Source organism: Enterococcus sp. DIV2453a, from assembly GCF_050533535.1.
GTDB classification, from domain to species: Bacteria; Bacillota; Bacilli; order Lactobacillales; family Enterococcaceae; genus Enterococcus; species Enterococcus faecalis.
Window position 1 is genome coordinate 228,752 of sequence record NZ_CP172899.1, and the last position, 23,926, is coordinate 252,677.

Sequence of the window (23,926 nt, forward strand, 5' to 3'; positions counted from 1 at the left end):
GGAGTGTTAGGATGTTTGAAAATGAATCTCTTAGTTTTGAAGAAAAAATAATTATTCAAGCAGCAGAGCGTTATGTTCAACAAGAATTAGCCAACGAAGCAAGTGGCCATGACTGGTGGCATATTTATCGAGTGACACAATTAGCAAAAACAATTGCAGAGAAAGAACAAGCAAATTTATTTTTATGTATATTAACAGCATTGTTACATGATATTGGCGATGAAAAATTTAACGAAAGTGAAGAGGCTGGCTTGCTAAAGGTGCAACAATGGTTGGAAGCAAATAACGTATCAACAGGGCAAACGAATCACATCCTTTCTATTATTGCTAATATGTCCTTTAAAGGAGGAAATACTGGGAAAACAGTTACTACATTAGAAGGAAAAGTGGTCCAGGATGCGGATCGATTAGATGCCATCGGTGCGATTGGAATTGCACGGGTGATGGCTTATTCGGGAAATAAAGGCCGTTTAATTCACGATCCTCACAAACAACCTCGTGAACAGTTAACCCAAGAAGAATACCGGAATGGGGAAGATACTGCTATTATGCATTTTTACGAGAAACTTTTAAAGTTAAAGGAACAAATGAATACAAATTATGGTCGCTTATTGGCGGAAAAGCGTCATCAATTTATGGAACTTTATCTGGAGGAATTTTATCAAGAGTGGGATGGACACCGATAAATGAGGGCCAACTAAAACAGTCAGTACATTTCTTTTTGAATTTTAAGAGAACTCTTTTTTACAAATACCTCAGAAGTGGTAAAATGATGGATGAATAAACGGGTGGTTTATCTTAGTTTTACGTTACATATAGGAGGTAATTATGGAGACAAAAAAATCGAGTGGCATGTTTGCAGTTATTGCCGCACTGATTGCGAATATTTTAGTAGCGATTAGTAAATTTGTTGGTTTTGCTTTAAGTGGTAGTACCGCTATGATGAATGAAAGTATCCACAGTGTCGTGGACTGTAGTAATCAGGTGTTATTACTTTTTGGGAATAAGCGCGCTTCTCGTGGACAAAGTGCGTTACATCAATTTGGAGAAGGCCGTGCAAAATACTTTTTTAGTACAATTGTTGCAACGATGCTCTTTTTTGGTGGGGGCGCGTTAGGCGTAATGGAGGCTATTCAGAAGTTACTGCATCCCTCTCATGAAGTAGAAAATGTGGCTATTGTCATTGGTATTTTAATTTTTGGTTTGCTTGTGGAAGGTAGCTCTTTGCGTGTAGCGATGAAAGAAATCAAAGAATTGAATACAGAGAAGTTATCGCTCTTAAAATTTTTGCGAGAAAGTCGTCACAGTGAAATTTTAATTATTTTTACGGAAGACTTTTGTGCGGTTATTGGTTTGTGTTTAGCTTTGGTGGGAACCCTTTTAACAATGGTAACTGGGATTGCTGCATTTGATGCTATCAGTGGTTTACTGATTGGTTTACTATTAATGTGTGCAGCCATTTTCTTAGCGAAAGAATTTTATAGTTTGATTATTGGCGAAAGTGTGACCGCTAAAGATTTAGCAAAAATTAAAACCGCATTTGATCGGGCGGATGTTGAAAAACTAATTGATGTAAAGACCGTTCATTTAGGCCCAACTGAAATTTTAGTAGCGGCAAAAATTGATGTGGTAGAACCAATGGAAGAAGATGCACCTGATGTTGTGAATGCGATTGAACGAGACATTCGCAGTAAAATGCCTGATAAAAAAATCTATATCTATATTGAAGTTGACGATTATGATGTGAATTACGTTCGTAAATAACAAATGAAAGAATAACTTTAAAAAACAATATGGGGGAAGAAACGATGCAAGAGGCAATTATAACAAGTACAGTAGATTTAACCAGTGGTGGTTGCAACGCCTGTGGTTTAGTGGAAGATACCGTCTACACATTAGCAATGAATGGAGTGGACATTCCGTTAGATGGCTTGACTGTTGCTCATCTAGTTTCTGCTGTTGTTGCCAGAAATGGATTTAAACAGGAGCTACAAATGGATATGCTAGATGACGAATATATCCTTTATCGAAAAGAAGACACAGCAGTAACCTTTAAAGAAACGTACAATCATTTAAGCTACGATAACGGTTCTGAAAAAATCCAATCTAAAAATAAACTGGAAGATTTACCAAAACTTTTTGAACAAGTCAATCAAATCCTAACAACTGTTTTTGGAATTGGAACTGTCAATTTTATTATAGAATAAAGTACAAAATAGAACAGAAATTGGACAATCAATGAGTGAAAGAGATTGTCCAATCTCTGTTTTTTAATGTATAAATAGAAAATAAAGACAAAAAATGATTAAGTTAAGTGAACGCCTTTATCGACATAAATGATGTCACCGACCACACCACTAGCTAGTTCACTGACTAAAAAGGCACAAGTGTTTCCGACTTCTTCAATGGTTACGCCTGTTTTATCTGGTGTCCGCTCATTAGAAATACTAATCAATTGATCGTAGTCTTTTACACCAGTCACAGCCAATGTTTTAATCGCTCCTGCGGAGATTCCGTTGACACGAATTTTATCTGCAGCTAATTCAAAAGCTAAATATTTCACGGCAGTTTCTAAAGATGCTTTAGCAATCCCCATCATATTGTAGTTAGGAATCGCACGTTCGGAACCTAAATACGTCAATGTGACAATTCCTGAACCAGGATTTAACAAAGGTTTCGCATAATGAGTGACTGCTAAAAGAGAGTAGCTACTAATATCTTGTGCTAATAGGAAACCATCACGAGTGATGTCACTAACGTTTCCAGACAATTCTTCTTTTTTGGCAAAAGCAATCGCATGGACTAGTCCATCGATCGTGCCCACTTCATTTTTAATTGTTTCAAAGGCTGCTTGAATGGACGCATCAGAAGCAACATCGCACTCCACCAACAAATCATTTTCATCTGCTAATTTAACCACTTGCTTTTTCATGCGTTCGTTTTGATACGTATAAATAACATTGGCCCCTTGATCTTTTAATGCTTTTGCACAGCCCCAAGCAATACTTTTTTTGTTGGCAACACCCATTACGACGACATTCTTATTTTGTAAAAACATATAAAATCTCCTTTAATAAAAAATTTTTGTTGATAGAATAGGCTTTTCTTCATCAAAATGTAAAAGTTACATTTATTGAGTTGACGAATAAAATTTCAACTGGTATTATCTGTGTGAGAATGATAACAAAATCTTCTCAATTTTCTAATCTTGAAAAAAACAGACATTTTTCCTGATGTCTGAATTATTAACCAAAATACTTTGAAAGTCAAACTATTTTTCTTATTTTTTAAGAAAAAGTGCTGGAAACCGTATGAAATAATAGTTTGATAATCAAAATAAACTCGGAGGTACAGTATGAAAAGAGTGGTCATAACCGGCATGGGAGCCGTAACACCATTAGGCAATACCGTAAAAGAATTTTGGCATAATCTAGTGGATGGCAAGCTAGGAATTGGCAAAATTACTAAATTTGATTCTGAAGATACTGGGGTAGCTTTGGCTGGCGAAGTGAAAGAGTTTGACCCAAGTGCTGTTTTAGAACGCAAAGAGCAAAAAAGAATGGACTTATTTTCTCAATATGGCTTGGTGGCTGCTTTAGAAGCGTGGGAAATGAGTGGTTTAACAGAAGCAACGATTGACCCGACTCGTTTAGGTGTGATTGTCGGTAGTGGAATCGGCGGGATGACTACCTTACAAGACCAAGTACGGGTAATGGATAAAAAAGGCGCAAAACGCGTAACACCATTTTTCGTGCCTATGGTAATTGCTAATATGGCAGCGGGAAATATTTCGATTCGTCTAGGTGCAAAAGGACCTTCTCAAACTATCGTGACTGCTTGTGCTTCTGCGACGAATGCGATTGGTGAAGCTTTTCGCACGATTAAATATGGTTTAGCGGACATGATGGTAACTGGGGGGACAGAAGCCACAGTATGTGAAATTGGGATTGCAGGCTTTGCAGCATTGAATGCTTTAAATACAACAGAAGATGCGACTCGGGCTTCGATTCCTTTTGATAAAGAACGAAAAGGTTTTGTGATGGGTGAAGGCGCAGGAATGCTGGTTTTAGAAGAACTCGAGCATGCACAGAAACGTGGCGCAACTATCTACGGCGAAATTGTTGGTTATGGCAGCAACTGTGATGCTAGCCACATGACCGCTCCTTTAAAAGACGGTAGTGGCGCGGCTGCTGCGATGGAAATGGCGATTGCGGAAGCAGGGATTACGCCGGAACAAATTGGGTATATCAATGCTCATGGTACGTCAACCCCAGCGAATGATGCTGCGGAAACAACGGCCATCAAGCGTGTCTTTGGTGAGCGAGCATCGCAAATTCCAATTTCAAGTACAAAGAGTATGACTGGACATTTATTGGGCGCGGCTGGCGGTATCGAAGCGATCGCTTGTGTGCAAACATTGCAAGAAGGAAAAGCTCATCCGACAGTAGGCTACCAAGTAGCTGATCCAGATTGTGATTTAGATTATGTCACAGAAGGTGCACGTGACATTACAGCGGACTATACAATTAGTAATTCGTTTGGCTTTGGAGGCCATAATGGTGTAATTTGCTTGAAGAAATGGGAGGAAAACTAGTATGAAAAAAGTAATGACTGCAACAGAAATTATGGAAATGATTCCTAATCGCTATCCGATTTGTTATATTGATTATGTGGATGAAATTATTCCAAATGAAAAGATTATTGCAACAAAAAATGTGACAATTAACGAAGAGTTTTTCCAAGGACATTTCCCTGGAAATCCAACAATGCCAGGCGTTTTGATTATTGAAGCATTGGCACAAGTAGGTTCGATTTTAATCTTAAAAATGGATCAATTTGAAGGTGAAACAGCCTATATTGGCGGTATCAACAAAGCCAAATTCCGTCAAAAAGTGGTCCCTGGTGATGTCTTGAAATTACATTTTGAAATCGTCAAATTACGTGACTTTGTCGGCATCGGCAAAGCGACTGCTTACGTGGAAGATAAAAAGGTCTGCGAATGTGAATTGACGTTTATTGTGGGACGATAAAAAGATAATTAGAAAGAGCAAGCGGTGAAGGCTTGCTCTTTTTTTGTTCTGGTATGATAAAATAAATTTATGGTAGAAAAAAATTCAAGACGGAGGCGTAAGATGAAAAAGAAGTTATTTTTTAATGGAATACTTATCATTTTTTTAACAGGTTGTGCACCGAAAGTAGAAGATGCGGGAATAACTCATACACAGATAACATCAACTATTTCTAGTGTATCTAGTAATATAAATAGTACAGAATCAAGTGATAACTTAACTGACAATGGGCAAGATATTTCTTCAGATGAAGTGAATTCAGCAAATGAAGACTTAAATATCGAAGCAATCAACAATGGTGATTTTACAACTTTGGCGGGGATTTGGCAAAATGGAAATGGTCAAGTATTAGTGATTAACCAAGATGGCACGACAGAAGATGGTCAAATAATTACAGGTGTTCCTCAATCTGATGTAACTAGCAAGATCCCCTATGCAAATATTAGAAGTGGACAGACTGGAGCGGCACTTGGACTTTATAAAATTGGATTTAGCAATCCTGATGGTGATCAGTCAGATACTACTAAACCACGGATATTGATAGCTCAAAATGCTGGAAATTACTCTGCCGAATTCTATTATTATCGTCAGCAATAGTGTATAAATAACACTAACACAAAAAAACATGCTGAAAGTCAAAGAACATGCTATAATCATAAAAAGCTTATGTGAAGGTGGTAAGCTTATGAGTAAAACAATTTACAGGAGGGTTTTTCTTTTGGATATTTCAGTAGAGTTTTCGGGACATAAATTGGCGAATGTGTTAATGAACGCATCAGGCATTCATTGTATGACAATTAAGGAAATGGACGAGTTAGCGGCTTCTCAAGCAGGTGCTTTTGTCGCTAAGACGGCAACACCTAATCCTCGTCAGGGCAATGAGGAACCACGGTATTTTGATACACCATTAGGAAGTATTAACTCAATGGGCTTACCTAATTTAGGGATTGATTATTATTTAGATTATCAGATTGCACGTCAAAAGGAATTTCCTGAGGAGTTACGCTTTTTATCTGTATCTGGTATGAATTATGAGGAAAATATCGCTATTTTAAAAAAAGTGCAAGAAAGTGAATACACAGGAGTGACAGAATTTAATTTGTCTTGTCCCAATTTGCCTGGTAAACCGCAAATTGCTTATGATTTTGAATTAACAGAAAAGCTTTTAACAGAAGTTTTCCAATTTTTTACTAAACCATTAGGTGTAAAATTACCCCCATTTTTTGATATTGCACATTTTGACGCAATGGCTGAAATTTTAAATAAATTCCCTTTAGTTTACGTGAATAGTATTAATAGCATCGGTAATGGTTTATATATTGACAGTGACAAGGAAGAAGTGGTCATTAAACCAAAAGGAGGCTTCGGTGGACTGGGCGGCGAATATGTCAAACCAACAGCGTTAGCCAATGTTCGTGCGTTTGCGCAACGTTTGAAACCAGAAATCAAAATTATTGGAACGGGCGGTATTACATGCGGAAAAGATGTTTTTGAGCATCTTTTATGTGGTGCGACATTAGTACAAGTCGGCACACAATTGCATCAAGAAGGTCCACAAGTTTTTGAGCGTCTAGCCAAAGAATTACAAGAAATCATGGCAGCAAAAGGTTATGAAAGTATTGAAGAATTTCGTGGGAAATTGAAAGAGATGTAACAAAAAAGAGGTCGGGACAGAACCGTTTAGCTCCGAGAAATAAGAAGAAATTTCCGAAAATTGCTCTTTAATTTTTGGAGAATTTCGGCTTATTTCCGAAGGAGTTGGTTCTGTTCCCGCCGTTTATCAGTTTTTGAGCGTGGAGCAAAAATCCAAAGTGATTTTTGTCCCACGCTCTTTTTTGTTATTTCACAGCCTTAACATTTTCCATAAAGGCTTCCAAATATTCAGGTTGTGTTAATTGTTGGTTACAGGTGTCGCTATCATGGCAAATGTAATTGCCTTTTTTCGTGTAGGTTCCGTCGCCGCCTGATTTGGTGGTAGCTAGGAACATAGACACATTCGTGATTGTTTGACAGATGGAGCAAACACCTTTAACAATGGTGGGTGAAAGGGTGCCGTGGACGCCGATTAATTTATTTTCTCGATAAGCTAAGATAAATTTTTTCTGAGTCCCAGCGTCGTTCCAACCGACATAGGTATTGTTCCGTAAATCCATGTTTTCCCACTCAGGAATCTTTAACTTTTTCACTTTGCGAAAGACTTTCGTGACTTGTGGTGTTGAAGGTTCTTTAAAGGGCAACACGGTTTCTTTTAATTCGTCTAAATATTTTTCAGCACGTGCGCGTGTTAAACGACGATCCATCACTTTGTCCAACAAAATCGTAACAGCAGGGTGTTCTTCTGGAAATAACCCATTGATTTTTTCGACACATAGGGCCTGGACAGTTTTGACAGTCGTAGCATCGTTAACAGACGTATAGGTATTTAGTAACACAGCGACTTGTTCTTTAATTATGTTAAATTGGTAAGGTTGAATAGTTGGGTTCATGATTTTAAATTCCTTTCAAATAGACCGAGTACATACGCTGAAAGGCAATTTGTCTCACCAACGTATGTTTAGTGACAGACAACCCCATGTGTTTTTGATAAAGATAGCGTTTGACGTATCATATCATCACCCCCTTTAATGATTGATTTTTTCTATGTAAAAAGTGAAAATAATTGATGAAAGCTTGGTAATTCTAACGTAATTCAAGAAAAAAGGCAAGTTAAACTCGTTTTATTTCCCAATTCAATGTCTGGGGAGTGATAAACTTCTAAAAAAGATACGTGATTTCCTAGATTAATCCTAGGTTATTTGCTACAATAATGAAGAATTAACCAGAGAAAAGGAGAAATTACAATGATTGCAGCAAGCGATTTAAAAGCCGGTATGACTTTTGAGCAAGACGGCAAATTAATTAAAGTAATGGAAGCTAGCCACCACAAACCAGGTAAAGGTAACACGGTTATGCGTATGAAATTAAAAGATGTTCGTACGGGTTCAACAACAGATACAACAATGCGCCCAGATGAAAAAGTGAAAAAAGCGCACATCGATACAAAACCGGTTCAATATTTATACAGCCAAGATGATATGGCTATTTTCATGGATTTAGAAACATATGAACAATATGAAGTACCAACTGCTTTAATTGAAGAAGAATTAAAATATTTACTAGAAAATATGGAAGTAAAAATTCAATTTTATGGTGAAGAAGTCATTGGTTTAACTTTACCAACAACGGTAATCTTACGTGTTGCTGAAACACAACCTTCAATCAAAGGCGCAACAGTAACTGGTTCTGGTAAACCCGCTACAATGGAAACAGGATTAGTTGTTAACGTTCCAGATTTTGTTGAAGCAGACGAATTATTAGAAATCAATACTGCGGAAGGTACGTATTTAAAACGTGCTAAATAAGTAGCAGAAAAACAGAAGGCTAGCCTTCTGTTTTTTTTGGTCTATTAATTCTTTTACCTATAAGAAAACCATTGGTGTGATAGGAAATAGCAATCGTTAGAATCGTTGACACTAGAAAATGGGAAATGGTATAGTTTGGTCAACACATGACGAAGGAGGAAATCAACCATGACGAAAAAACAAGCTAGCCTTTTTTTAGAAACGGAAAGCTGTTGTTGTATGGTGCAAAATAGTGCAGCATACTCTTTTGTGATGGGGAAAACCTCCGTTATTTCTGAAAAATTGCCTAACACGATTCCTCTCTGAATCTAGACAACCAGAAATAAACAAAAAAGGTGCTGATGCGATCAGCACCTTTTTGTTTTATGTACATGTATTAGAAGGAGGAATTCGCTATGATTGTTCAGTCAATTTTAGACACAATCGGAGCAACACCATTATTTGAATTTACAAGTGAACAATATCCTATGCCAGAAGGCACTAAAATTTATGCGAAGCTAGAATATTTGAATCCAGGTGGCAGTGTCAAAGATCGGCTTGGTGTGCATCTTCTCAAAGAAGCAATGAAAACGGGAAAGATAAATCAAGCCACAACAATTATTGAACCGACAGCGGGGAATACAGGGATTGGCCTGGCATTAGCAGCCAGTCAACTGGGCCTCAAGACAATCTTTGTTGTGCCAGAAAAATTTAGTCAGGAAAAACAACAGCTGATGCAAGCGTTAGGTGCTAAAATTGTCCCTTCGCCAACAGAGCAAGGGATTGTCGGAGCGATAACTAGTGCCCAAGACTTAGCCAAGGAAATTCCTAATAGTTACGTGCCGTTACAATTTGAAAATCCGGATAATCCTGCTGCTTACTACGAAGGATTAGGACCTGAAATTGTTCAAGACCTAGGCGGGAAGATTACTAGCTTTGTCGCAGGTTTAGGCAGTGGTGGAACGTTTGCAGGTGTTGGCAGATATCTCAAAGAACAAAATAGTAAGACGCAACTATGGGGCGTGGAGCCAGAAGGTTCGATTTTAAATGGCGGACCTGCACACGGACATGAAATCGAAGGTATTGGCGTGGAGTTCGTGCCGCCTTTTCTTAAACAGATTCCTGTGGACGGCTTTTATACCATTTCAGACGAGGATGGTTTTTTCTGGGTCAAACAATTAGCCAAGAAAAGCGCTTTGCTGGTGGGAAGCTCCAGCGGCGCAGCGTTTGCGGCGGCATTAAGAGAGGCGCGCCGCTTACCAGCAGGCAGCACAATTGTAACTATTTTTCCTGACGGTAGTGACCGTTATTTATCAAAAAATATTTATTCTTAGGAGGAAAACTTTTATGAAATTCAATACCAAATTAATTCATGGCGGCATTAGCAAAGACGCAACAACAGGTGCAGTGAGTGTTCCTATTTATCAAACGTCAACCTTTGAACAAAATGGCGTGGGCCAGCCAAAAGAATATGAATATTCTCGTTCAGGTAATCCCACACGTCACGCGTTAGAAACCTTAATCGCTGAGTTAGAAGGTGGGAGCCATGGCTTTGCGTTTAGCTCAGGCTTAGCTGGTATCCATGCAATCATTTCTATGTTTGGACCCGAAGATCATATTTTATTAGGTGATGATGTCTATGGGGGGAGTTTCCGTTTATTGGATAAAGTATTTGTAGCAAATGGGTTAAGCTACACGATTGTAAACGCCAGCGACTTATCAACAATTGAAGCCGCAATTCAGCCAAATACAAAAGCCTTGTTTTTGGAAACACCAAGTAATCCACTGTTAAAAATTACAGATATTGAAGCGGCGGCTAAGCTTGCTAAAAAACATCAGTTGTTAACCATTGTCGATAATACGTTTGCGACGCCTTATTTTCAACGGCCGTTAGCGTTAGGTGCTGATATTGTGGTTCACAGCGGGACAAAATATTTAGGGGGCCATAGTGATGTAGTTTCTGGTTTAGTCGTAACGAATCATCCAGAAAGCGCAGAAAAGATTGCCTTTTTACAAAATGCGATTGGCGCTGTTTTAGGACCACATGATAGTTGGCTGGTCCAACGTAGTTTAAAAACATTAGGCGTCCGGATGGCAGCGCATGCCCAAAATGCTCAAAAAATCGCAGAATTTTTAGAAGCGCATCCAGCGGTAGCAACGGTGTATTATCCAGGACTAGCGAGTCATCCTGGTCACGAAATTGCGCAAAAACAGATGTCGGGATTTAGTGGCATGATTTCTTTTGAATTAGCCAAGGATGAGCAAGTCGTTCCTTTCGTAGAAGCGTTGGAAATTTTTACTTTAGCGGAAAGTTTAGGTGGCGTAGAAAGTTTAATTGAAGTACCTGCCATTATGACTCACGCATCTATCCCCAAAGAAAATCGTGAAGCCGTGGGAATTAAAGATGGACTCATTCGTTTATCTGTAGGAATTGAAGCAGTCGAAGATTTGTTGACTGATTTAGAAAAGGGATTACAAGCATAAACAAAAGGCCTCGTCTTTAGACGAAGGCCTTTTGTTTATAATTCTTCTCCATTCGTAGCAATCACTTGTTGATACCAAGCAAACGATTTTTTCTTTCGCCGCTCCAACGTTCCGTGACCATCGTTGTCTTTATCTACATAAATGAAGCCATACCGTTTCTTCATTTCGCCTGTACTAGCGCTCACTAAATCGATGAATCCCCAAGGTGTATAGCCCATCAAATCAATGCCGTCATACGCAACGGCTTCTTTCATCATCTCAATATGTTCACGTAAATAAGCGATTCGGTAAGTGTCGTTAATCGTTCCGTCTGGTTCTAGCTCATCAATAGCACCAAAGCCATTTTCGACAATAAAAAGTGGTAATTCATACCGATCATTGAACCAATTCATTGCATAGCGTAAGCCCATAGGATCGATTTGCCAACCCCAATCAGATGTTGCTACATAAGGATTTCGCACCAAGTCTTTTGCTTCATTGTAGTCAAAAGTAGGGGCCTTTTCTGCACCTTTTACAGCAAACGACATGTAATAGCTAAAGCCAATATAATCAACACAGCCATTAGCTAAATCAGTTAAATCTTCTTCTGTGACATCTAATGAAATGTTTTTTCGTTTCAAATAGCATTGAATTGCACTTGGATAATGACCGCGGACATGAACATCGGTAAACCAATAACGTTTTTGCATTGCGCTAACACTCATCATCATATCCTCAGGATTACAAGAATAAGGATAAATAGGCACCATCGCAATCATACAGCCAATTTGGAAGTCGGGATTGATAGCGTGGCCAATTTTCACTGCACGTGCGCTAGCGACTAGTTCATAATGAGCAGCCTGATACATAATTGCTTCGCGGTCTTCTCCTTCCTGGTAAGCAATACCAGAGTTAGTAAAAGGTGCAAAATCTTCTTCATAATTGGCTTGGTTGTTAATTTCGTTAAAGGTCATCCAATATTTGACTTTTTTCTGGTAACGAGTGAAACAGACTTCAGCAAATTTGACAAAAAAATCAATGACCTGGCGATTGCGAAAGCCGCCATATTTTGTGACTAAATGATAAGGCATTTCAAAGTGAGACAGTGTCACGACTGGCTCAATGCCATTTTTTAAACACTCGTCAAAAAGTGCATCATAAAAACGAAGGCCTTCTTCATTAGGCGTTTCTTCATCTCCGTTAGGAAAAATTCGTGTCCAAGCAATAGAGGTTCGGAAACAATTTAAACCAAGTTCTTTGAATAGTTGAATATCATCTTGATAGCGATGGTAAAAATCAATCGCTTCATGGTTAGGATAGTGTTCATCTGGTAAAACGCCTGAGGTAATTTTACGAGGAACGCCATGTGCACCAGCAGTCATTACATCCGCCACGCTCACCCCTTTACCGCCTTGGTCCCAGCCTCCTTCTAATTGATGAGCAGCGACAGCGCCGCCCCAAAGAAAATCATTTTTCAAAATTGACATATCGTTTCAGTCCTTTGTTCAAATTTTTATACGTTTTGTGCTTCGACTTTTTCAAGGGTTTCTTCAGTAATTGGTTGATTGGTTTCTTCTGCGTAATTAAGTGCATCCATTTTTTTAGCAAACGGTAAATAGATAAAGAAACTCATCGTTAGTACCACTACTTGAAGCAACGCTGCTTGCCAACCACCAATTAAAAGTCCAGAAATGATTGGAGGAGTAGTCCAGGGAACTTGTACCGCAGTAAAGAGAGGAACCAGTCCTGTGTACAAGGCAAAATATGTCACAACAGAAGAAACAATCGGTGTGATAATGAATGGCACAGCCATGATTGGGTTCATCACGATAGGTGTAGCAAAGACAATTGGCTCATTAATATTGAAAACAGCTGGCCCAATTGAAAGCCGACCTAATTGCTTAAACTGAGCTGATTTGGCAAAGAAAACCATGAACACGACTAACCCGATTGTCATGCCCGCACCAGTGACCGTTAAAAATTGATCTAAAAATTGTTGTGTAACAATATGGCCACCATTAGCCAGTGTTAAGTCTTTTCCAGATTTCAAAATTTCGGTGTTTTCTAAAGAGTTTGCTTGTAAAATAGGACCCATGATACCGCCAACGATTGTTGACCCGTGAACACCGAAAAACCAAAAGAGGGGAATGACAAAACCTAATAGTAATGCGCCACCTAGTGAATCTGTGACTCCTTGAAGTGGTGATTGTAGCACTTCGTAAATAAAGTCAAAGAATGTCGTATTGAAGACTTTATCTAGAAGAATGAAAATTAGCATTGCACCAGTTACAATGACGCTGGCAGGAATTAACGCAGTAAAGGAATTGGCCACATTTTCTGGTACAGCTTCTGGTAATTTGATACGAATATCATGACGTAAAAACCAACTATATACAACGCCGACTAACAAACCAACAATAATAGCTGTAATCATCCCTTTGCCAGCTGTCCAATCTTTGTTGATGACATTGCCAACTACTGCGCCAGAAACCGCATCTTTGACTTCAGATGACATAAACAAAATGAAAACCACCATGGCAATCATGCCCGCTGGGAGGCCTTCAAATCCCTCGCTTTTTACATATGAGTAGGCAATACCGATGACCGCAAATAACGACATAATCGCAAAAGATGCACCATATGCTTGATTGAAATAAACAGCCAGGCCACTTGCGTTAACCCATTCAGAAATAGCTGTAACTGGGAAATTCGCTAATAGAAGAAACACGGAACCAACAATGGTAAAAGGCATCGTGTAAAGCATCCCGTTCCGTAAGGCAGTAATTGCTTTGGTATTGACGAATTTTAGTACTGGAGGTAATAATTTCTCGTTAATCCATTCGTTCATAAAAATCTCTCCTTTGAAGAATAATATAAATGCAAATGTATCCGTTTACATATTTACTATATAAGGTTATTTGAAGAAAAAATAGACTTTTGCTTGAATGAGAAACATGTACCAAGAAAAAAAACAAAAACATAATAAGTTGCCTTTTTCTTTACGTTCTGCTTTGTCGTGTAGCGAGTTATTGACTTGATCATTGTCAATAACTCGCTACACATGTTAAGAAGCCAGAAAAGATGTTAATTTTTATTTGCTCTTTTTAACCCGATGGCTTTTTTTGCGAATAAATTGAGCTTTCTAAAACAATTCTTCTAAAATAATAGGTTCATGGGTGTTTTTGACAGTAATCCATTCGGCGTCTAGAATGGATTCGTTAGTATGCCTTATTAAGAGGTCTCGCCGTTTACTCGCATTTCCACACCTGTAGTAAGTGAGATATTGTTTACATTTACGAACTACAAGCTTAGGGCATTGTGTCGACTAATCTATTTCGTAAAAAATGAAATCTTCCTTTTCATCATCTATGGCGAAAAGGAAGATTATTTATTGCTGTGTATCGATTGTTCTTTTTAGAATTCAAAATCCATGATAAGATTAAAGATGAAAAAACACTTTGCTTATTATAAAATACAGCACTGGTTTTAATTGAACACTAGAAGGATAAGATAACTAGGAAATTAGTTTTAATAATTCAATGATAAAGAATAAAGAGGAGGAACTTTCATGGCGGAGGAAATTGATGTTACTTTGTATTCTACTGATGCTAGTTTTAGTTGGAATGGGTACAACTATCAGGGAAAAGTAGCTTTATTTATGGCTTTAAATAAAATCGAAGTACTTAACGACACAAATGAAGACTTAAATGAGTATTTTTTAGAATTAGAGTGGCTTGAGGATTTTTCAATTAAAAAGAACAGTGAATATATTACTATTCATCAAGTCAAAACTTACAACACATCAGCAATGTCTAGTTACAAGGAGGCCATATGGAGTCTATTATTGAAAATATTAGAGTTCACCACACTTGAGAAAGCTTATTTGCATACCACGAATGGCTTGAATATACCAGAAGATTTCTTAGAAAAACATGGTATCAAAGAACCTGTTAATCCTGTAAAAAATCCTAGAATTAAATCACCATATGAAAGTTATAAAGCAGTCGTTGATTCGGGACAATATGATAGTCTTGTTGAAAAGCTTGAACTGTATAATTATGGAGATCAAGATAATGAAATGCGCTTTTGCTCATTTGATGATATTGAGACAAAAATAAAAGAGAAGATTCTAGCCTTTACAGGGAATAATGCTAGTGCAGAACGAATTGATAGGGCGTATCTTTGCCTACTGGGTCTAGTGGATTCGAATATCAAAGAACGACATAAGGATATTCAAGAAGGGATAGAGAAAGAGAAGGTTACTATAAAATTTGTTGACATCAAAAAAGTTGTTGAACAGAATCATGATCTGCCCAGTAGAGAATATACAATATATTACATGAAGGATGAGTTTCAACGAATGGCTTCACAGTATGTAGTCGAAGTTCTTGAAAGCGAATACAATATGGGGTATATATCTAGACATAATTATGATTTGTTTAAGATGACACTTGATGAAGTATACGCCTTAGATGACAATGAATTCTACGAATTTTGTTTAAAAATTTCACCTGACAACGAAGTAACCGATGAAGACGCAAATAATGCGATGAAATTTTTGACTAGCTGTCTTCCTAAGCAAGGATTGGAGAATTGTTTTTTTGAGATAATAAAACAGATACAAGAGAAAGTTCATAGAAAAAAATGGGTTTTCCACAAAAGGATGAGTGATTATAAAAATGTTGTGTATTTACCTTCTACTATTCTTGATGATGATTCTCCCATTAGAAATGATTTATTGATAAAAAGGATACATAATAACGATAATCCAGATTTGTTAAGAGAAGTAGAAAAAATAATCACTAAGAATATTACAATAAGCTCTATAGACGAAAATAGAATATATAAAAATATTCCTGAGCCGGACAATAGTAATAACACAGGACAAAATGAAGAATATCATAATCGGATTACAATAATGAAAAAAATTGGTTTAATTAAGCTTGATGAAGCTAAGGAGGAATTAGAGTGAACGAAGTCATTGATAAAATTTTTTCTAATAATGGTTTTGAAAACATACCAATACCCAACCCTTTTAGCGATGAGATATCTTTTTGGGGAAATTATTCTAAAACAGCAACGAATTTCTATTTAATTGTGTATATGAATGAAATTACGGAAGACTTTATAACAAAACAAGTTTCAGAATATTTTAATATCATTAAGACAATTGAGAGAGGTTACGATGAGAGGATAGATAAGAATTTATCCATGTTAATTTGTCTAAAGAATAATCATATTGAAAGTTTGTCTAAGTATAAAAAAATTTTTGAAATTGAAGAAGATCCTTATTTTTTTAAAAAATATTTACTTAGCTATAATGAGGATTTTGAAAAAACAAAAAAATATATTCTGAACGGAGAAAATATCAACATTACAATCAATAATATTATTAATGATGTAGAAAAATTTAATCAGTATAAGCTAGGGACGGATACTGATGATGCGAAATTATATGAGATTTGTACAAAGTTAATGACTAAAATTCCTTTTATTAGTTTGAATCACAAACAAAGTGATTTAGTTGACCTGTCTAAAACAATTGGGCTATGTTTGGAAAAGGATAATCTCATGGAAAGTAGAGATAAAATTTTGCAATACTTCGAGTTAGAGGATGAAGAATTTATTGACAAAATAGTTGAAAGTATTGACTTGGAGAATGTTGACTATGAATAAACTAAGAATTAATAAAATATATTTGAAGAATTTTAAACATGTTAATGAAGCTGAAATCAACTTTAATAACAATGACTTGATTGTTCTTGATGGTCCAAATGGATTCGGGAAAACTACTATTTTTGATGCAATAGAGCTAGTAATGACTGGAAAAATCAGTCGAATAACAAATACTATCGACCGTAGGCTGGGATATGAATATAACTTATTCTCAAATAAGAGTGAGATCGATACAGAAGTACGAATAGAATTTGAAAATAATGAAAATAGAATTGTAATAGCTAAAAGGATAGACTCAGAAAGGCGATTTACTCAAAGTGATAAGAAACCTGATAATTGGAATGTTTTTCAAACTTATCTATTACCAGAATTTATGTCTATTTTCGAAGATGAGCAGCAAATCCCTGCTAAAGAAGTAGAAAACATCTTGGATATTCCTGATTTAGAAAGATTTTTCACTTTATTTTATTATGTACAACAAGAGGAAAATACGCTATTTTTGAAAAAAAATGGAAGAGAACGTATGGAAGCTATATCTTCATTGTTTGATACTAAAGAAGAGAGAGAGTTATCAAACATCAAAAATGCAAAAAAAAGGATATCTAATAAAAAAAGAGCTGTTAGCGAACAGATTAAAATCACTAGACCTCGTTTAGAGGATTTAGCGAATGAGTTAGGTAAAATCAAGAGAGACGACAATGGAAATACATCGTATTTCAAACTTTTGGATAGAACTCCAGTGTTAGAATGGGATAGAGAAAATATAACTGTCGACATAACAACAAGAGAGAAGTATCTGAATGAGCTCAGATCAATATATAAATTAAGAAAGGATGTTGAAGATTTTCTTGGTACTCAATTCAATAATCAAATAGATGATTACCTCAAAAAAAACGAGCTACTTCTAAATACAATCAATTACTCTAATTTTCTTGAAAAATATGATGAATATACTGCTTTAAAAATAAAAGAAAGATCATTAAAACGTTTAGAAAAGGCATTCTCAAAATCAGAAATTGAAAAAAATATAAATATATCCACTTTTAAGGATATAGATAAAATTTTACACTTATCTCTAAACATTCCAGAGATACAAAGTTATATAGAGGATTTAAAGTTAACAAAATCAAAAATGAGTAATTTTTCAAAAACAGTCCAGGAATTTAAGAACACTAGAGAAGATTTATTGAAGAGTTTTGATAAGATTAAGCGATCAGAAGATACCGATTGTCCTTTGTGCGGTGAGCCGTTTGATTCATATAGTGATTTATTAGAGTCAATTCGAGAAAAAGAAAATAAATTTGAGGAGTTGACTGATAAAGAAGGTAAGCTATACGAACAGAAACTAGACAATATAAATTTAAAATATATTGTAAGTATCAAACAAGAAATTGAAAATTATTTTTCTGAGAGTAAGAATATCGTATCTGAAGGATTTTATGATTCATTAACATCAGCAGTAAAAATGAAAGCTCAGATATTGGAATTTATTAAATGGTGTAAAAAGAATAATTTACAGCTCGATAAGTTTCTAAATATTGACAACATTGAAATTACTAACAGTGAAACTCAATTTCAAGAATTGACCCAATATATATTGTCGAAAAAGAAAACTATTAGTACTAACTACAAAGAACATGGAAACAAAAAGTTTATGTTTGAGAATATTTTTAATTCTAATGAGGCGGAGTTAAGAAGTGTTGAGCTAGAAAATATTCGAAAGAAAGCAGAATATATTAATCTTCTCTTTTACAGTAGTGGATCAAAAAAAGTAAAAGAATTAAGCGAAGGTTTAAAGAAAGATGAAGAACAAGAAAGAAAGTTGATTATATCTGAAAAAAAAATAAGCAAGATTATTGGTATTTACGAAAATAAGATTGCTAGTCATTGGAGAAAAATTATTAGAGATATTGAGATTCCGTTCTATATATACAGTGGAAAAATTATCCAAAACTATCAATTAGGATGTGGGTTATTCATACGTGAAAAAGATAATTATGAAAAAAGTATCATGTTTGTGTCTGGTTTGGAAAATGATCATGATGTAATTAATTATTTATCATCTGGTCAGCTTTCTGGATTAGTGATAGCTTTCACGCTAGCATTGAATAAAGTATACGAGCAGAAAGCATTAAGTGTTCTATTAATAGATGACCCTGTTCAAACTATGGATGAAATAAATATTGCATCGTTTGTAGAGCTGCTAAGAAATGATTTTAGGCATAAACAAATAATTTTATCTACTCATGAAGAAGAGATTTCTAAATACATTCGTTATAAGTTTTCAAAATATAATTTGAGCACAAAGAGAATCAATGTAAAGAATGAATTAAATGATATAGAATAGAGAGAATGTGTCAACTTTACTTATGATATTAGAGCGAGAGCCCACAATCTTAGTGATTGTGGGTTCTCTTTAGATATGGGTGAGTCCATCTAATTAATATTTTTTATTTGTCTTTAAGAAAGTTAACGCTTCTGTCCCAACCTCTGAAAATACATGGCCGTTCTTGAAAAACAACTAGAAAGGTGTTTCATCTAGTTCCTTTAAAAGTTGACTTGCTTGATGAGCTAGGAGTTCAATTAAAGCAATGACAGGGATTTGAGTGGTTGTATTGACTGATTTATCTGCAAATGGAGAACGTTCGTCGGGCATATAATAGGAGATGTTGTAGTCAGCCAAGCGGGCAATAGTTGAATGTTGATTGTTGGTAATGCTTAGCACTTTGGCGCCAGCTGTTTTAAAATCGGTCATTTGTTTAATCATTTCATTGGTTTCCCCAGATACAGACAGAATCAAGGCTAATGTATTTTCAAATCCGCGCTTGGGGATAGGCGTAAAGGGATCAGCAATACTGTAAGAATTGATATTTAAGTTGGCAAAATAACGACTGCCATAACTACCTAAAATTCCGCTAGTACCAATGCCAGTAAAGGCAACGTGACGTGCTTGAACAATCATTTGGATTGCTGGACGAAGCATTTCGTAATAGGTTTCTTGGTTTAATTTTTTCAAAAAAGCATCGACGTGAACCGTGGCATCATAAAAATTTTCAAACGTTTGTGTTTGTTTGGCTTCTTCTTTCACTGCATATTTTAATTCGGAAAAACCAGCATAGCCCATTTTGTTACAAAATCGTAGAATCGTTGAGGTGGAGACATGACAGGAAGTAGCCAGTTGGCGAATGGTCTGTTGAGGGATTTGGTGCAGGTGTTCCAATACATAATGGTAAACGAGCATTTCTAATTCATTCAAGGTCTGAACCTTCTCTAAATCAAACAAAGTAATCCTCCTTTATATAAAAACTGAATATGTTATTTTTTTGTGTAAATCAAATAAACCAATTCTTATTTTTCTTGAAAAAAATGTAAAATAACTCAATAAAAAGTTTCTTATTTCCTATTTTACAAAAAGTAGCCCAATTATCCTAGTTTTTCTCTTTTTTCTTTTAAAAATAACAATGCGCACCCCTAGAGTTTTTTGTGAAAACAAGCTAAAATAGATAAGAAGAGAAAAGGAGGCGTTGATGTGGCACGGGAAGTAATTTTATTTATTGCAGCGAGTATTGATGGTTTCATTGCGGACAAAGCGGGCGGTGTTGCTTGGTTAGAAGAGAATATTCGTGGCGATGAAGAAGATCGTAGTTACGATGAAATGTATGAAAAAATAGACACTGTGGTAATGGGGCGGACTACTTATGATCAAGTGACACAAGAATTGTCCCCAGATGTGTATTTTTATGAAGACAAGCATTCTTATATCATTACCTCTCATCCAGAAACATCAACTGCTTCAAGAACTTTTACCAAGGAAGATCCCGTCACATTAATTCGTCGTCTCAAAGAAGAAGACGGCGCGGGAATTTGGATTGTTGGAGGCCCAAAAGTGGTTCAACCGCTTTTGGCAGCTGATTTAATTGATACCTTCATTTTGACGACAATACCACTGTTTCTGGGTGAGGGCATTGCTCTATACGAGACAATGGCTCAATCAATCCCAGTTCGTTTAAAACAGGTTTATCAAAAAAATGAGTTGGTTTATTCGATTTATCAACGTGAAAACAAAAATTAAAAAATAATTATTCGGTTGGGCAAGTTGCTTTCAAGGTTTTGAGTTTCTCATAGGGCGAGAGGAACAAAGCAACAGTTGTCTAGCCGTTTGTGTTGTTTTTGATTGACAAAGAAATGGTAGAGGAGAAAAAAATGAAACATCAGATCAAAAAAAGGTTGTATATTTCACCGGTTCAAACAATTGTCTTAGGCTTTTTTTTATTAATTGTTGTAGGCACAATCTTATTAATGATGCCTTTTTCTGCACAAGCTGGACAAAAAACGCAATGGATTGATGCTTTTTTCGTGGCAACTTCCGCCGTCTGTGTTACAGGGCTTTCGCCTTTGAATACGGCGGAGCATTGGAGTCCTATCGGGCAAGTTATTATTATGATTTTGATTGAATTAGGCGGCTTAGGCTTTTTAACCGTTGCCACGATTTTCTTTAGTTTGCTGCGGAAAAAAGCGTCACTAAGTGTACGGATGTTGTATCAAGAAGCTTTAAATGTTAGTGAAGTTTCCGGAGTTTTTCGTTTAATGAAATATATTATGAAGTTTGCGGCCATTATTCAATTACTTGGAGCCTTCTTGTTGTCCTTTCAATTTGTGCCAACATTTGGGTGGAAAAAAGGGTTGTTTTTTAGTTTCTTCCATGCCGTTTCGGCATTTTGTAATGCTGGCTTTGATTTGCTAGGGGATAGTATGGTTCCTTATCAAAATTCGCCTTATCTTTTACTAGTTATTAGCTTTTTAATTATAGCTGGTGGCTTAGGATTTATTGTGTGGCGCGATATTTTTGCAATGATTAAAGGCTATAAAAATAAAATTAAGCACCGTGTTAGTATTCATACTCGCCTTGCTTTAACGGTGACCGCCACCTTTTTAGTCTTAGGGACCGTTATTTTTTACATTTCAGAATATCGCCATTTTCCAGCTGACATGTCTTTTTGGCAGCGTCTTGTCAACAGTTGGTTCTTGTCGGTTACACCAAGAACGGCTGGCTTTTATTCGGTTGATTATTTGAAAATGAGTAATCCAGGCCTGATTGTCACGATTTTGTGGATGTTTATTGGTGGCACTTCAGGATCAACCGCTGGCGGCTTGAAAACCACTACGTTTGGTGTGTTATTTTTACAATTTCGTGCAATTTTTAAAGGGAAACAGCGAGTGGAATTCCATGAACGCACAATTCCTGAGCGAGTAGTGCTCCAAGCATTTACTTTGTTCTTCTTGGCAACTTTTTTATGTGTAACTGCTTCAGTTATTCTCTCGTTTACAGAAACATTACCTTTAAAAAACGGGATTGAGTATATCGTTTTTGAAGTGATTTCTGCATTTGGAACGGTCGGTTTAACAATGGGGTTAACACCAGATTTAACTGTTTTTGGTAAACTGGTGATTATTTTTCTAATGTTCATCGGTCGTGTGGGTGTGTACACGGTGTTATTGTCATTAATTAAGAAAGGCTTGGAAAGTCAGTCGAAAGTTCAATATCCAAAAGAATCAGTGATGATTGGTTAATAGAGAAAGAGGGAAATAGAATGGAATTTTTAGGTATTTTATGTTTGATTTTAATTACAACGACTTTAGCAGGTGTTGCTTGTAAAAGAGTAGGAATTCCTGCGGTAATTGGGCAATTGCTAGTAGGGATTGTGTTAGGTCCAGCGATGTTAAATATTGTGCATCAAGATGTGTTTGTGCATGACTTTTCAGAAATTGGTGTCATTATGTTGATGTTTATTGCTGGAATGGAATGTGAATTGGAATTATTGAAAAAATATGCGAAACCTAGTGTCATGGTCGCTATTTTGGGCATCGTTTTACCGGTTGGTTTTACTATGTTGATTGGTCAGCTGTTTGCTTTTTCTTGGAAAGAAGCTTTTTTCCTTGGGTTAGTTTTAGCAGCAACGTCGGTCAGCATTTCAGTAGAAGTATTAAGAGAGTTGAATGTTTTAAGTAGTAAAGAAGGTGCAACGATTCTTGGGGCTTCCGTCGTTGACGATATCGTGGTCGTGATTATTTTAAGTGTCGCTGTCGGCATGATTGGTGCAAGTACAGGCGGCAATACAGAAGTCAGCTTTATTGTTAAGTTAATTGAACAAGGCTTATTCTTTATTGGGATTTTCTTTTTGGTCCGCTTTATTGCTCCCTATTTACTACGTTTAAGTCAAAAAATGAACATTGGGTCGTCTGTTATTATCATGTCATTGATTATCTGTTTGGGCATGGCTTATTTGGCTGATTTAGTTGGTTTAAGTTCTGTCGTAGGTGCCTTTTTTGCAGGGATTGCTGTGGGACAAACGGATGCAAAAACAGAAATTGATTTCAATATTGAAGCTATTGGCTATGCCGTGTTTATTCCCGTCTTCTTTGCCAGCATTGGCTTATCAGTGACATTTAACACGTTAGGAAAAGATTTACCTTTTATTTTGGTAATGACGATTATGGCGATTTTAACGAAATTACTGGGCGGCGCCTGGGGAGCGAAAATGGTTGGTTTCTCCAATACAAGTTCTTTAATGGTCGGTGCTGGGATGGTTTCGCGTGGGGAAATGGCATTAATCATTGCGCAAATTGGTTACCAATCTAAATTACTTTCAGAAGCGTATTATACGAGCATGATTGTGGTAATTATCTTAACGACCTTAGTTGCACCGTTCTTATTGAAATACTTTGTTAAAAAACAAGAATCTGCGTTGCAATAAAAAAAGATGAGCAGAAGTTGTTGACAAAAAAATAAAATAGCTATATGATGAGTTCAAGATAAACGACTACGTTTGTAGTCAAAAACCTTGAACTCTTTTTTTATTGATGAAGGAGGAATTTAACGAGTATGGCAAAAGATAAATTAGCGACAATTACAGATGCAGAGTGGGAAGTCATGCGGGTTATTTGGACCCAAGGCAAGACCACGAGTCGTGAAGTGCATACACTTTTAAATGAGAAGAAAGAATGGAAATCAACGACCGTCAAGACGTTACTAAGTCGTTTAACAGATAAAGGGTTAGTTGGAACGGAGAAAGCAGGCAATAAATATATTTATTATCCGCTAGTAGAAGAACGTCGGAGCGTTGAAACGGTGGCAGACGAACTTTTAGCCAAGGTGTGCAGCCGTAAAGTTGGTTCCGTGGTAGAAACAATTTTAACAGAGAGTCAGTTGAGTTATGACGATTTGGATCGATTAGAGGAACTCTTGAAAGAGAAGCGCAAGACGGCGGTTGAATCCGTCCCTTGCAACTGTATTCCTGGTCAATGCCAATGTCATTTAATTTAAAAAGGAGTGAAAAA

23 protein-coding genes are annotated in these 23,926 nt (G+C 36.4%); 18 read left to right on the forward strand and 5 right to left on the reverse strand.

All coding sequences use genetic code 11. The features are described from left to right. Positions 1–11 precede the first annotated feature (11 nt). From IGK03_RS01205 to IGK03_RS01215, 3 genes are all read left to right on the forward strand, one after another. Positions 12–686, forward strand: coding sequence for an HD domain-containing protein (locus IGK03_RS01205; protein WP_010823391.1), 675 nt, complete (start codon positions 12–14; stop codon positions 684–686). Positions 687–828: 142 nt separating this feature from the next. Then, on the forward strand, positions 829–1,764 hold the full coding sequence (locus tag IGK03_RS01210) for a cation diffusion facilitator family transporter (RefSeq protein WP_002358335.1): 936 nt from the start codon (positions 829–831) through the stop codon (positions 1,762–1,764). Between the two features lie 29 nt (positions 1,765–1,793). Further along, positions 1,794–2,207, forward strand: coding sequence for a DUF4809 family protein (locus tag IGK03_RS01215; protein WP_002377895.1), 414 nt, complete (start codon positions 1,794–1,796; stop codon positions 2,205–2,207). Between the two features lie 98 nt (positions 2,208–2,305). On the opposite strand, the gene fabI is transcribed toward IGK03_RS01215, so the two are convergent. Then, positions 2,306–3,058: an enoyl-ACP reductase FabI gene (gene fabI, locus IGK03_RS01220; protein ID WP_002358338.1), complete on the reverse strand. Its 753-nt coding sequence runs from the start codon at positions 3,056–3,058 to the stop codon at positions 2,306–2,308. A 297-nt stretch (positions 3,059–3,355) separates the two neighbouring features. Between fabI and fabF the strand changes: the two genes are divergently transcribed. From fabF to IGK03_RS01240, 4 genes are all read left to right on the forward strand, one after another. Continuing rightward, positions 3,356–4,594: a beta-ketoacyl-ACP synthase II gene (fabF, locus tag IGK03_RS01225; protein ID WP_002358339.1), complete on the forward strand. Its 1,239-nt coding sequence runs from the start codon at positions 3,356–3,358 to the stop codon at positions 4,592–4,594. Between the two features lies 1 nt (position 4,595). After that, positions 4,596–5,030: a 3-hydroxyacyl-ACP dehydratase FabZ gene (gene fabZ / locus IGK03_RS01230; RefSeq protein ID WP_002355197.1), complete on the forward strand. Its 435-nt coding sequence runs from the start codon at positions 4,596–4,598 to the stop codon at positions 5,028–5,030. A 102-nt stretch (positions 5,031–5,132) separates the two neighbouring features. Beyond that, positions 5,133–5,666 (forward strand): DUF6287 domain-containing protein, encoded by a 534-nt coding sequence (locus tag IGK03_RS01235; protein ID WP_010713607.1) that lies wholly within the window; start codon positions 5,133–5,135, stop codon positions 5,664–5,666. An 88-nt stretch (positions 5,667–5,754) separates the two neighbouring features. Beyond that, positions 5,755–6,723, forward strand: coding sequence for a dihydroorotate oxidase (locus IGK03_RS01240; RefSeq protein ID WP_002386045.1), 969 nt, complete (start codon positions 5,755–5,757; stop codon positions 6,721–6,723). A gap of 184 nt (positions 6,724–6,907) precedes the next feature. Here IGK03_RS01240 and IGK03_RS01245 read toward each other — a convergent pair whose 3' ends face one another. After that, positions 6,908–7,555, reverse strand: coding sequence for a FusB/FusC family EF-G-binding protein (locus IGK03_RS01245; RefSeq protein ID WP_002361142.1), 648 nt, complete (start codon positions 7,553–7,555; stop codon positions 6,908–6,910). A 354-nt stretch (positions 7,556–7,909) separates the two neighbouring features. On the opposite strand from IGK03_RS01245, the gene efp reads away from it, so the two are divergent. From efp to IGK03_RS01265, 4 genes are all read left to right on the forward strand, one after another. Further along, positions 7,910–8,470 (forward strand): elongation factor P, encoded by a 561-nt coding sequence (efp, locus tag IGK03_RS01250; RefSeq protein WP_002355202.1) that lies wholly within the window; start codon positions 7,910–7,912, stop codon positions 8,468–8,470. A 168-nt stretch (positions 8,471–8,638) separates the two neighbouring features. Continuing rightward, the gene (locus IGK03_RS01255) at positions 8,639–8,776 is read left to right on the forward strand and encodes a hypothetical protein (protein ID WP_002366057.1); all 138 of its coding nucleotides are present in this window, start codon (positions 8,639–8,641) and stop codon (positions 8,774–8,776) included. An 89-nt stretch (positions 8,777–8,865) separates the two neighbouring features. After that, complete coding sequence (locus tag IGK03_RS01260) at positions 8,866–9,783, forward strand: PLP-dependent cysteine synthase family protein (protein WP_002361143.1); 918 nt, start codon at positions 8,866–8,868, stop codon at positions 9,781–9,783. 13 nt (positions 9,784–9,796) lie between these two features. After that, positions 9,797–10,933 (forward strand): cystathionine gamma-synthase, encoded by a 1,137-nt coding sequence (locus IGK03_RS01265; protein ID WP_049095507.1) that lies wholly within the window; start codon positions 9,797–9,799, stop codon positions 10,931–10,933. 35 nt (positions 10,934–10,968) lie between these two features. Here IGK03_RS01265 and genA read toward each other — a convergent pair whose 3' ends face one another. Together genA and genB are read right to left on the reverse strand one after the other, a co-directional pair. Next, entirely contained in the window at positions 10,969–12,399 is a 1,431-nt protein-coding gene (gene genA, locus IGK03_RS01270) for a 6-phospho-beta-glucosidase GenA (RefSeq protein WP_049095509.1), read from the reverse strand. Between the two features lie 26 nt (positions 12,400–12,425). Beyond that, positions 12,426–13,760, reverse strand: coding sequence for a PTS sugar transporter subunit IIC (gene genB / locus IGK03_RS01275; RefSeq protein WP_202334738.1), 1,335 nt, complete (start codon positions 13,758–13,760; stop codon positions 12,426–12,428). 720 nt (positions 13,761–14,480) lie between these two features. Here genB and IGK03_RS01280 point away from each other — a divergent pair. From IGK03_RS01280 to IGK03_RS01290, 3 genes are read left to right on the forward strand one after another with little or no spacing between them, the layout of a single operon-like run. Next, positions 14,481–15,884, forward strand: a complete 1,404-nt coding sequence (locus IGK03_RS01280; RefSeq protein WP_430602417.1) for an ABC-three component system protein — start codon at positions 14,481–14,483, stop codon at positions 15,882–15,884. After that, positions 15,881–16,588 (forward strand): ABC-three component system middle component 1, encoded by a 708-nt coding sequence (locus IGK03_RS01285; RefSeq protein WP_002358350.1) that lies wholly within the window; start codon positions 15,881–15,883, stop codon positions 16,586–16,588. The genes IGK03_RS01280 and IGK03_RS01285 overlap by 4 nt, the downstream gene beginning before the upstream one ends. Then, entirely contained in the window at positions 16,581–18,935 is a 2,355-nt protein-coding gene (locus tag IGK03_RS01290; protein WP_430602419.1) for an AAA family ATPase, read from the forward strand. The genes IGK03_RS01285 and IGK03_RS01290 overlap by 8 nt, the downstream gene beginning before the upstream one ends. Positions 18,936–19,109: 174 nt before the next feature. Here IGK03_RS01290 and genR read toward each other — a convergent pair whose 3' ends face one another. Further along, positions 19,110–19,871, reverse strand: coding sequence for a MurR/RpiR family transcriptional regulator (gene genR / locus IGK03_RS01295; RefSeq protein WP_002355208.1), 762 nt, complete (start codon positions 19,869–19,871; stop codon positions 19,110–19,112). Positions 19,872–20,117: 246 nt separating this feature from the next. Between genR and IGK03_RS01300 the strand changes: the two genes are divergently transcribed. The 4 genes from IGK03_RS01300 to IGK03_RS01315 all read left to right on the forward strand — a co-directional run bounded on the left by IGK03_RS01300 (position 20,118) and on the right by IGK03_RS01315 (position 23,912). Beyond that, a complete protein-coding gene (locus IGK03_RS01300; protein WP_010713603.1) occupies positions 20,118–20,660 on the forward strand; it encodes a dihydrofolate reductase family protein in 543 nt (180 codons plus the stop codon). A gap of 131 nt (positions 20,661–20,791) precedes the next feature. Further along, positions 20,792–22,159: a TrkH family potassium uptake protein gene (locus tag IGK03_RS01305; protein ID WP_010775517.1), complete on the forward strand. Its 1,368-nt coding sequence runs from the start codon at positions 20,792–20,794 to the stop codon at positions 22,157–22,159. Positions 22,160–22,179: 20 nt separating this feature from the next. Then, positions 22,180–23,343, forward strand: coding sequence for a cation:proton antiporter (locus tag IGK03_RS01310; protein WP_002355211.1), 1,164 nt, complete (start codon positions 22,180–22,182; stop codon positions 23,341–23,343). A 128-nt stretch (positions 23,344–23,471) separates the two neighbouring features. Continuing rightward, complete coding sequence (locus IGK03_RS01315) at positions 23,472–23,912, forward strand: CopY/TcrY family copper transport repressor (protein WP_002358353.1); 441 nt, start codon at positions 23,472–23,474, stop codon at positions 23,910–23,912. Positions 23,913–23,926: the final 14 nt, after the last annotated feature.

Coding starts and splice junctions, on each gene's coding strand:
- IGK03_RS01280 (WP_430602417.1), top strand. CDS start 14,481: ATGGCGGAGGAAATTGATGTTACTTTGTATTCTACTGATGCTAGTTTT.
- fabI (WP_002358338.1), bottom strand. CDS start 3,058: ATGTTTTTACAAAATAAGAATGTCGTCGTAATGGGTGTTGCCAACAAA.
- fabF (WP_002358339.1), top strand. CDS start 3,356: ATGAAAAGAGTGGTCATAACCGGCATGGGAGCCGTAACACCATTAGGC.
- IGK03_RS01305 (WP_010775517.1), top strand. CDS start 20,792: ATGAAACATCAGATCAAAAAAAGGTTGTATATTTCACCGGTTCAAACA.
- IGK03_RS01215 (WP_002377895.1), top strand. CDS start 1,794: ATGGGGGAAGAAACGATGCAAGAGGCAATTATAACAAGTACAGTAGAT.
- IGK03_RS01310 (WP_002355211.1), top strand. CDS start 22,180: ATGGAATTTTTAGGTATTTTATGTTTGATTTTAATTACAACGACTTTA.
- IGK03_RS01260 (WP_002361143.1), top strand. CDS start 8,866: ATGATTGTTCAGTCAATTTTAGACACAATCGGAGCAACACCATTATTT.
- IGK03_RS01315 (WP_002358353.1), top strand. CDS start 23,472: ATGGCAAAAGATAAATTAGCGACAATTACAGATGCAGAGTGGGAAGTC.
- IGK03_RS01210 (WP_002358335.1), top strand. CDS start 829: ATGGAGACAAAAAAATCGAGTGGCATGTTTGCAGTTATTGCCGCACTG.
- IGK03_RS01255 (WP_002366057.1), top strand. CDS start 8,639: ATGACGAAAAAACAAGCTAGCCTTTTTTTAGAAACGGAAAGCTGTTGT.
- fabZ (WP_002355197.1), top strand. CDS start 4,596: ATGAAAAAAGTAATGACTGCAACAGAAATTATGGAAATGATTCCTAAT.
- IGK03_RS01245 (WP_002361142.1), bottom strand. CDS start 7,555: ATGAACCCAACTATTCAACCTTACCAATTTAACATAATTAAAGAACAA.
- genB (WP_202334738.1), bottom strand. CDS start 13,760: ATGAACGAATGGATTAACGAGAAATTATTACCTCCAGTACTAAAATTC.
- IGK03_RS01240 (WP_002386045.1), top strand. CDS start 5,755: ATGAGTAAAACAATTTACAGGAGGGTTTTTCTTTTGGATATTTCAGTA.
- genA (WP_049095509.1), bottom strand. CDS start 12,399: ATGTCAATTTTGAAAAATGATTTTCTTTGGGGCGGCGCTGTCGCTGCT.
- IGK03_RS01265 (WP_049095507.1), top strand. CDS start 9,797: ATGAAATTCAATACCAAATTAATTCATGGCGGCATTAGCAAAGACGCA.
- IGK03_RS01290 (WP_430602419.1), top strand. CDS start 16,581: ATGAATAAACTAAGAATTAATAAAATATATTTGAAGAATTTTAAACAT.
- efp (WP_002355202.1), top strand. CDS start 7,910: ATGATTGCAGCAAGCGATTTAAAAGCCGGTATGACTTTTGAGCAAGAC.
- IGK03_RS01205 (WP_010823391.1), top strand. CDS start 12: ATGTTTGAAAATGAATCTCTTAGTTTTGAAGAAAAAATAATTATTCAA.
- IGK03_RS01235 (WP_010713607.1), top strand. CDS start 5,133: ATGAAAAAGAAGTTATTTTTTAATGGAATACTTATCATTTTTTTAACA.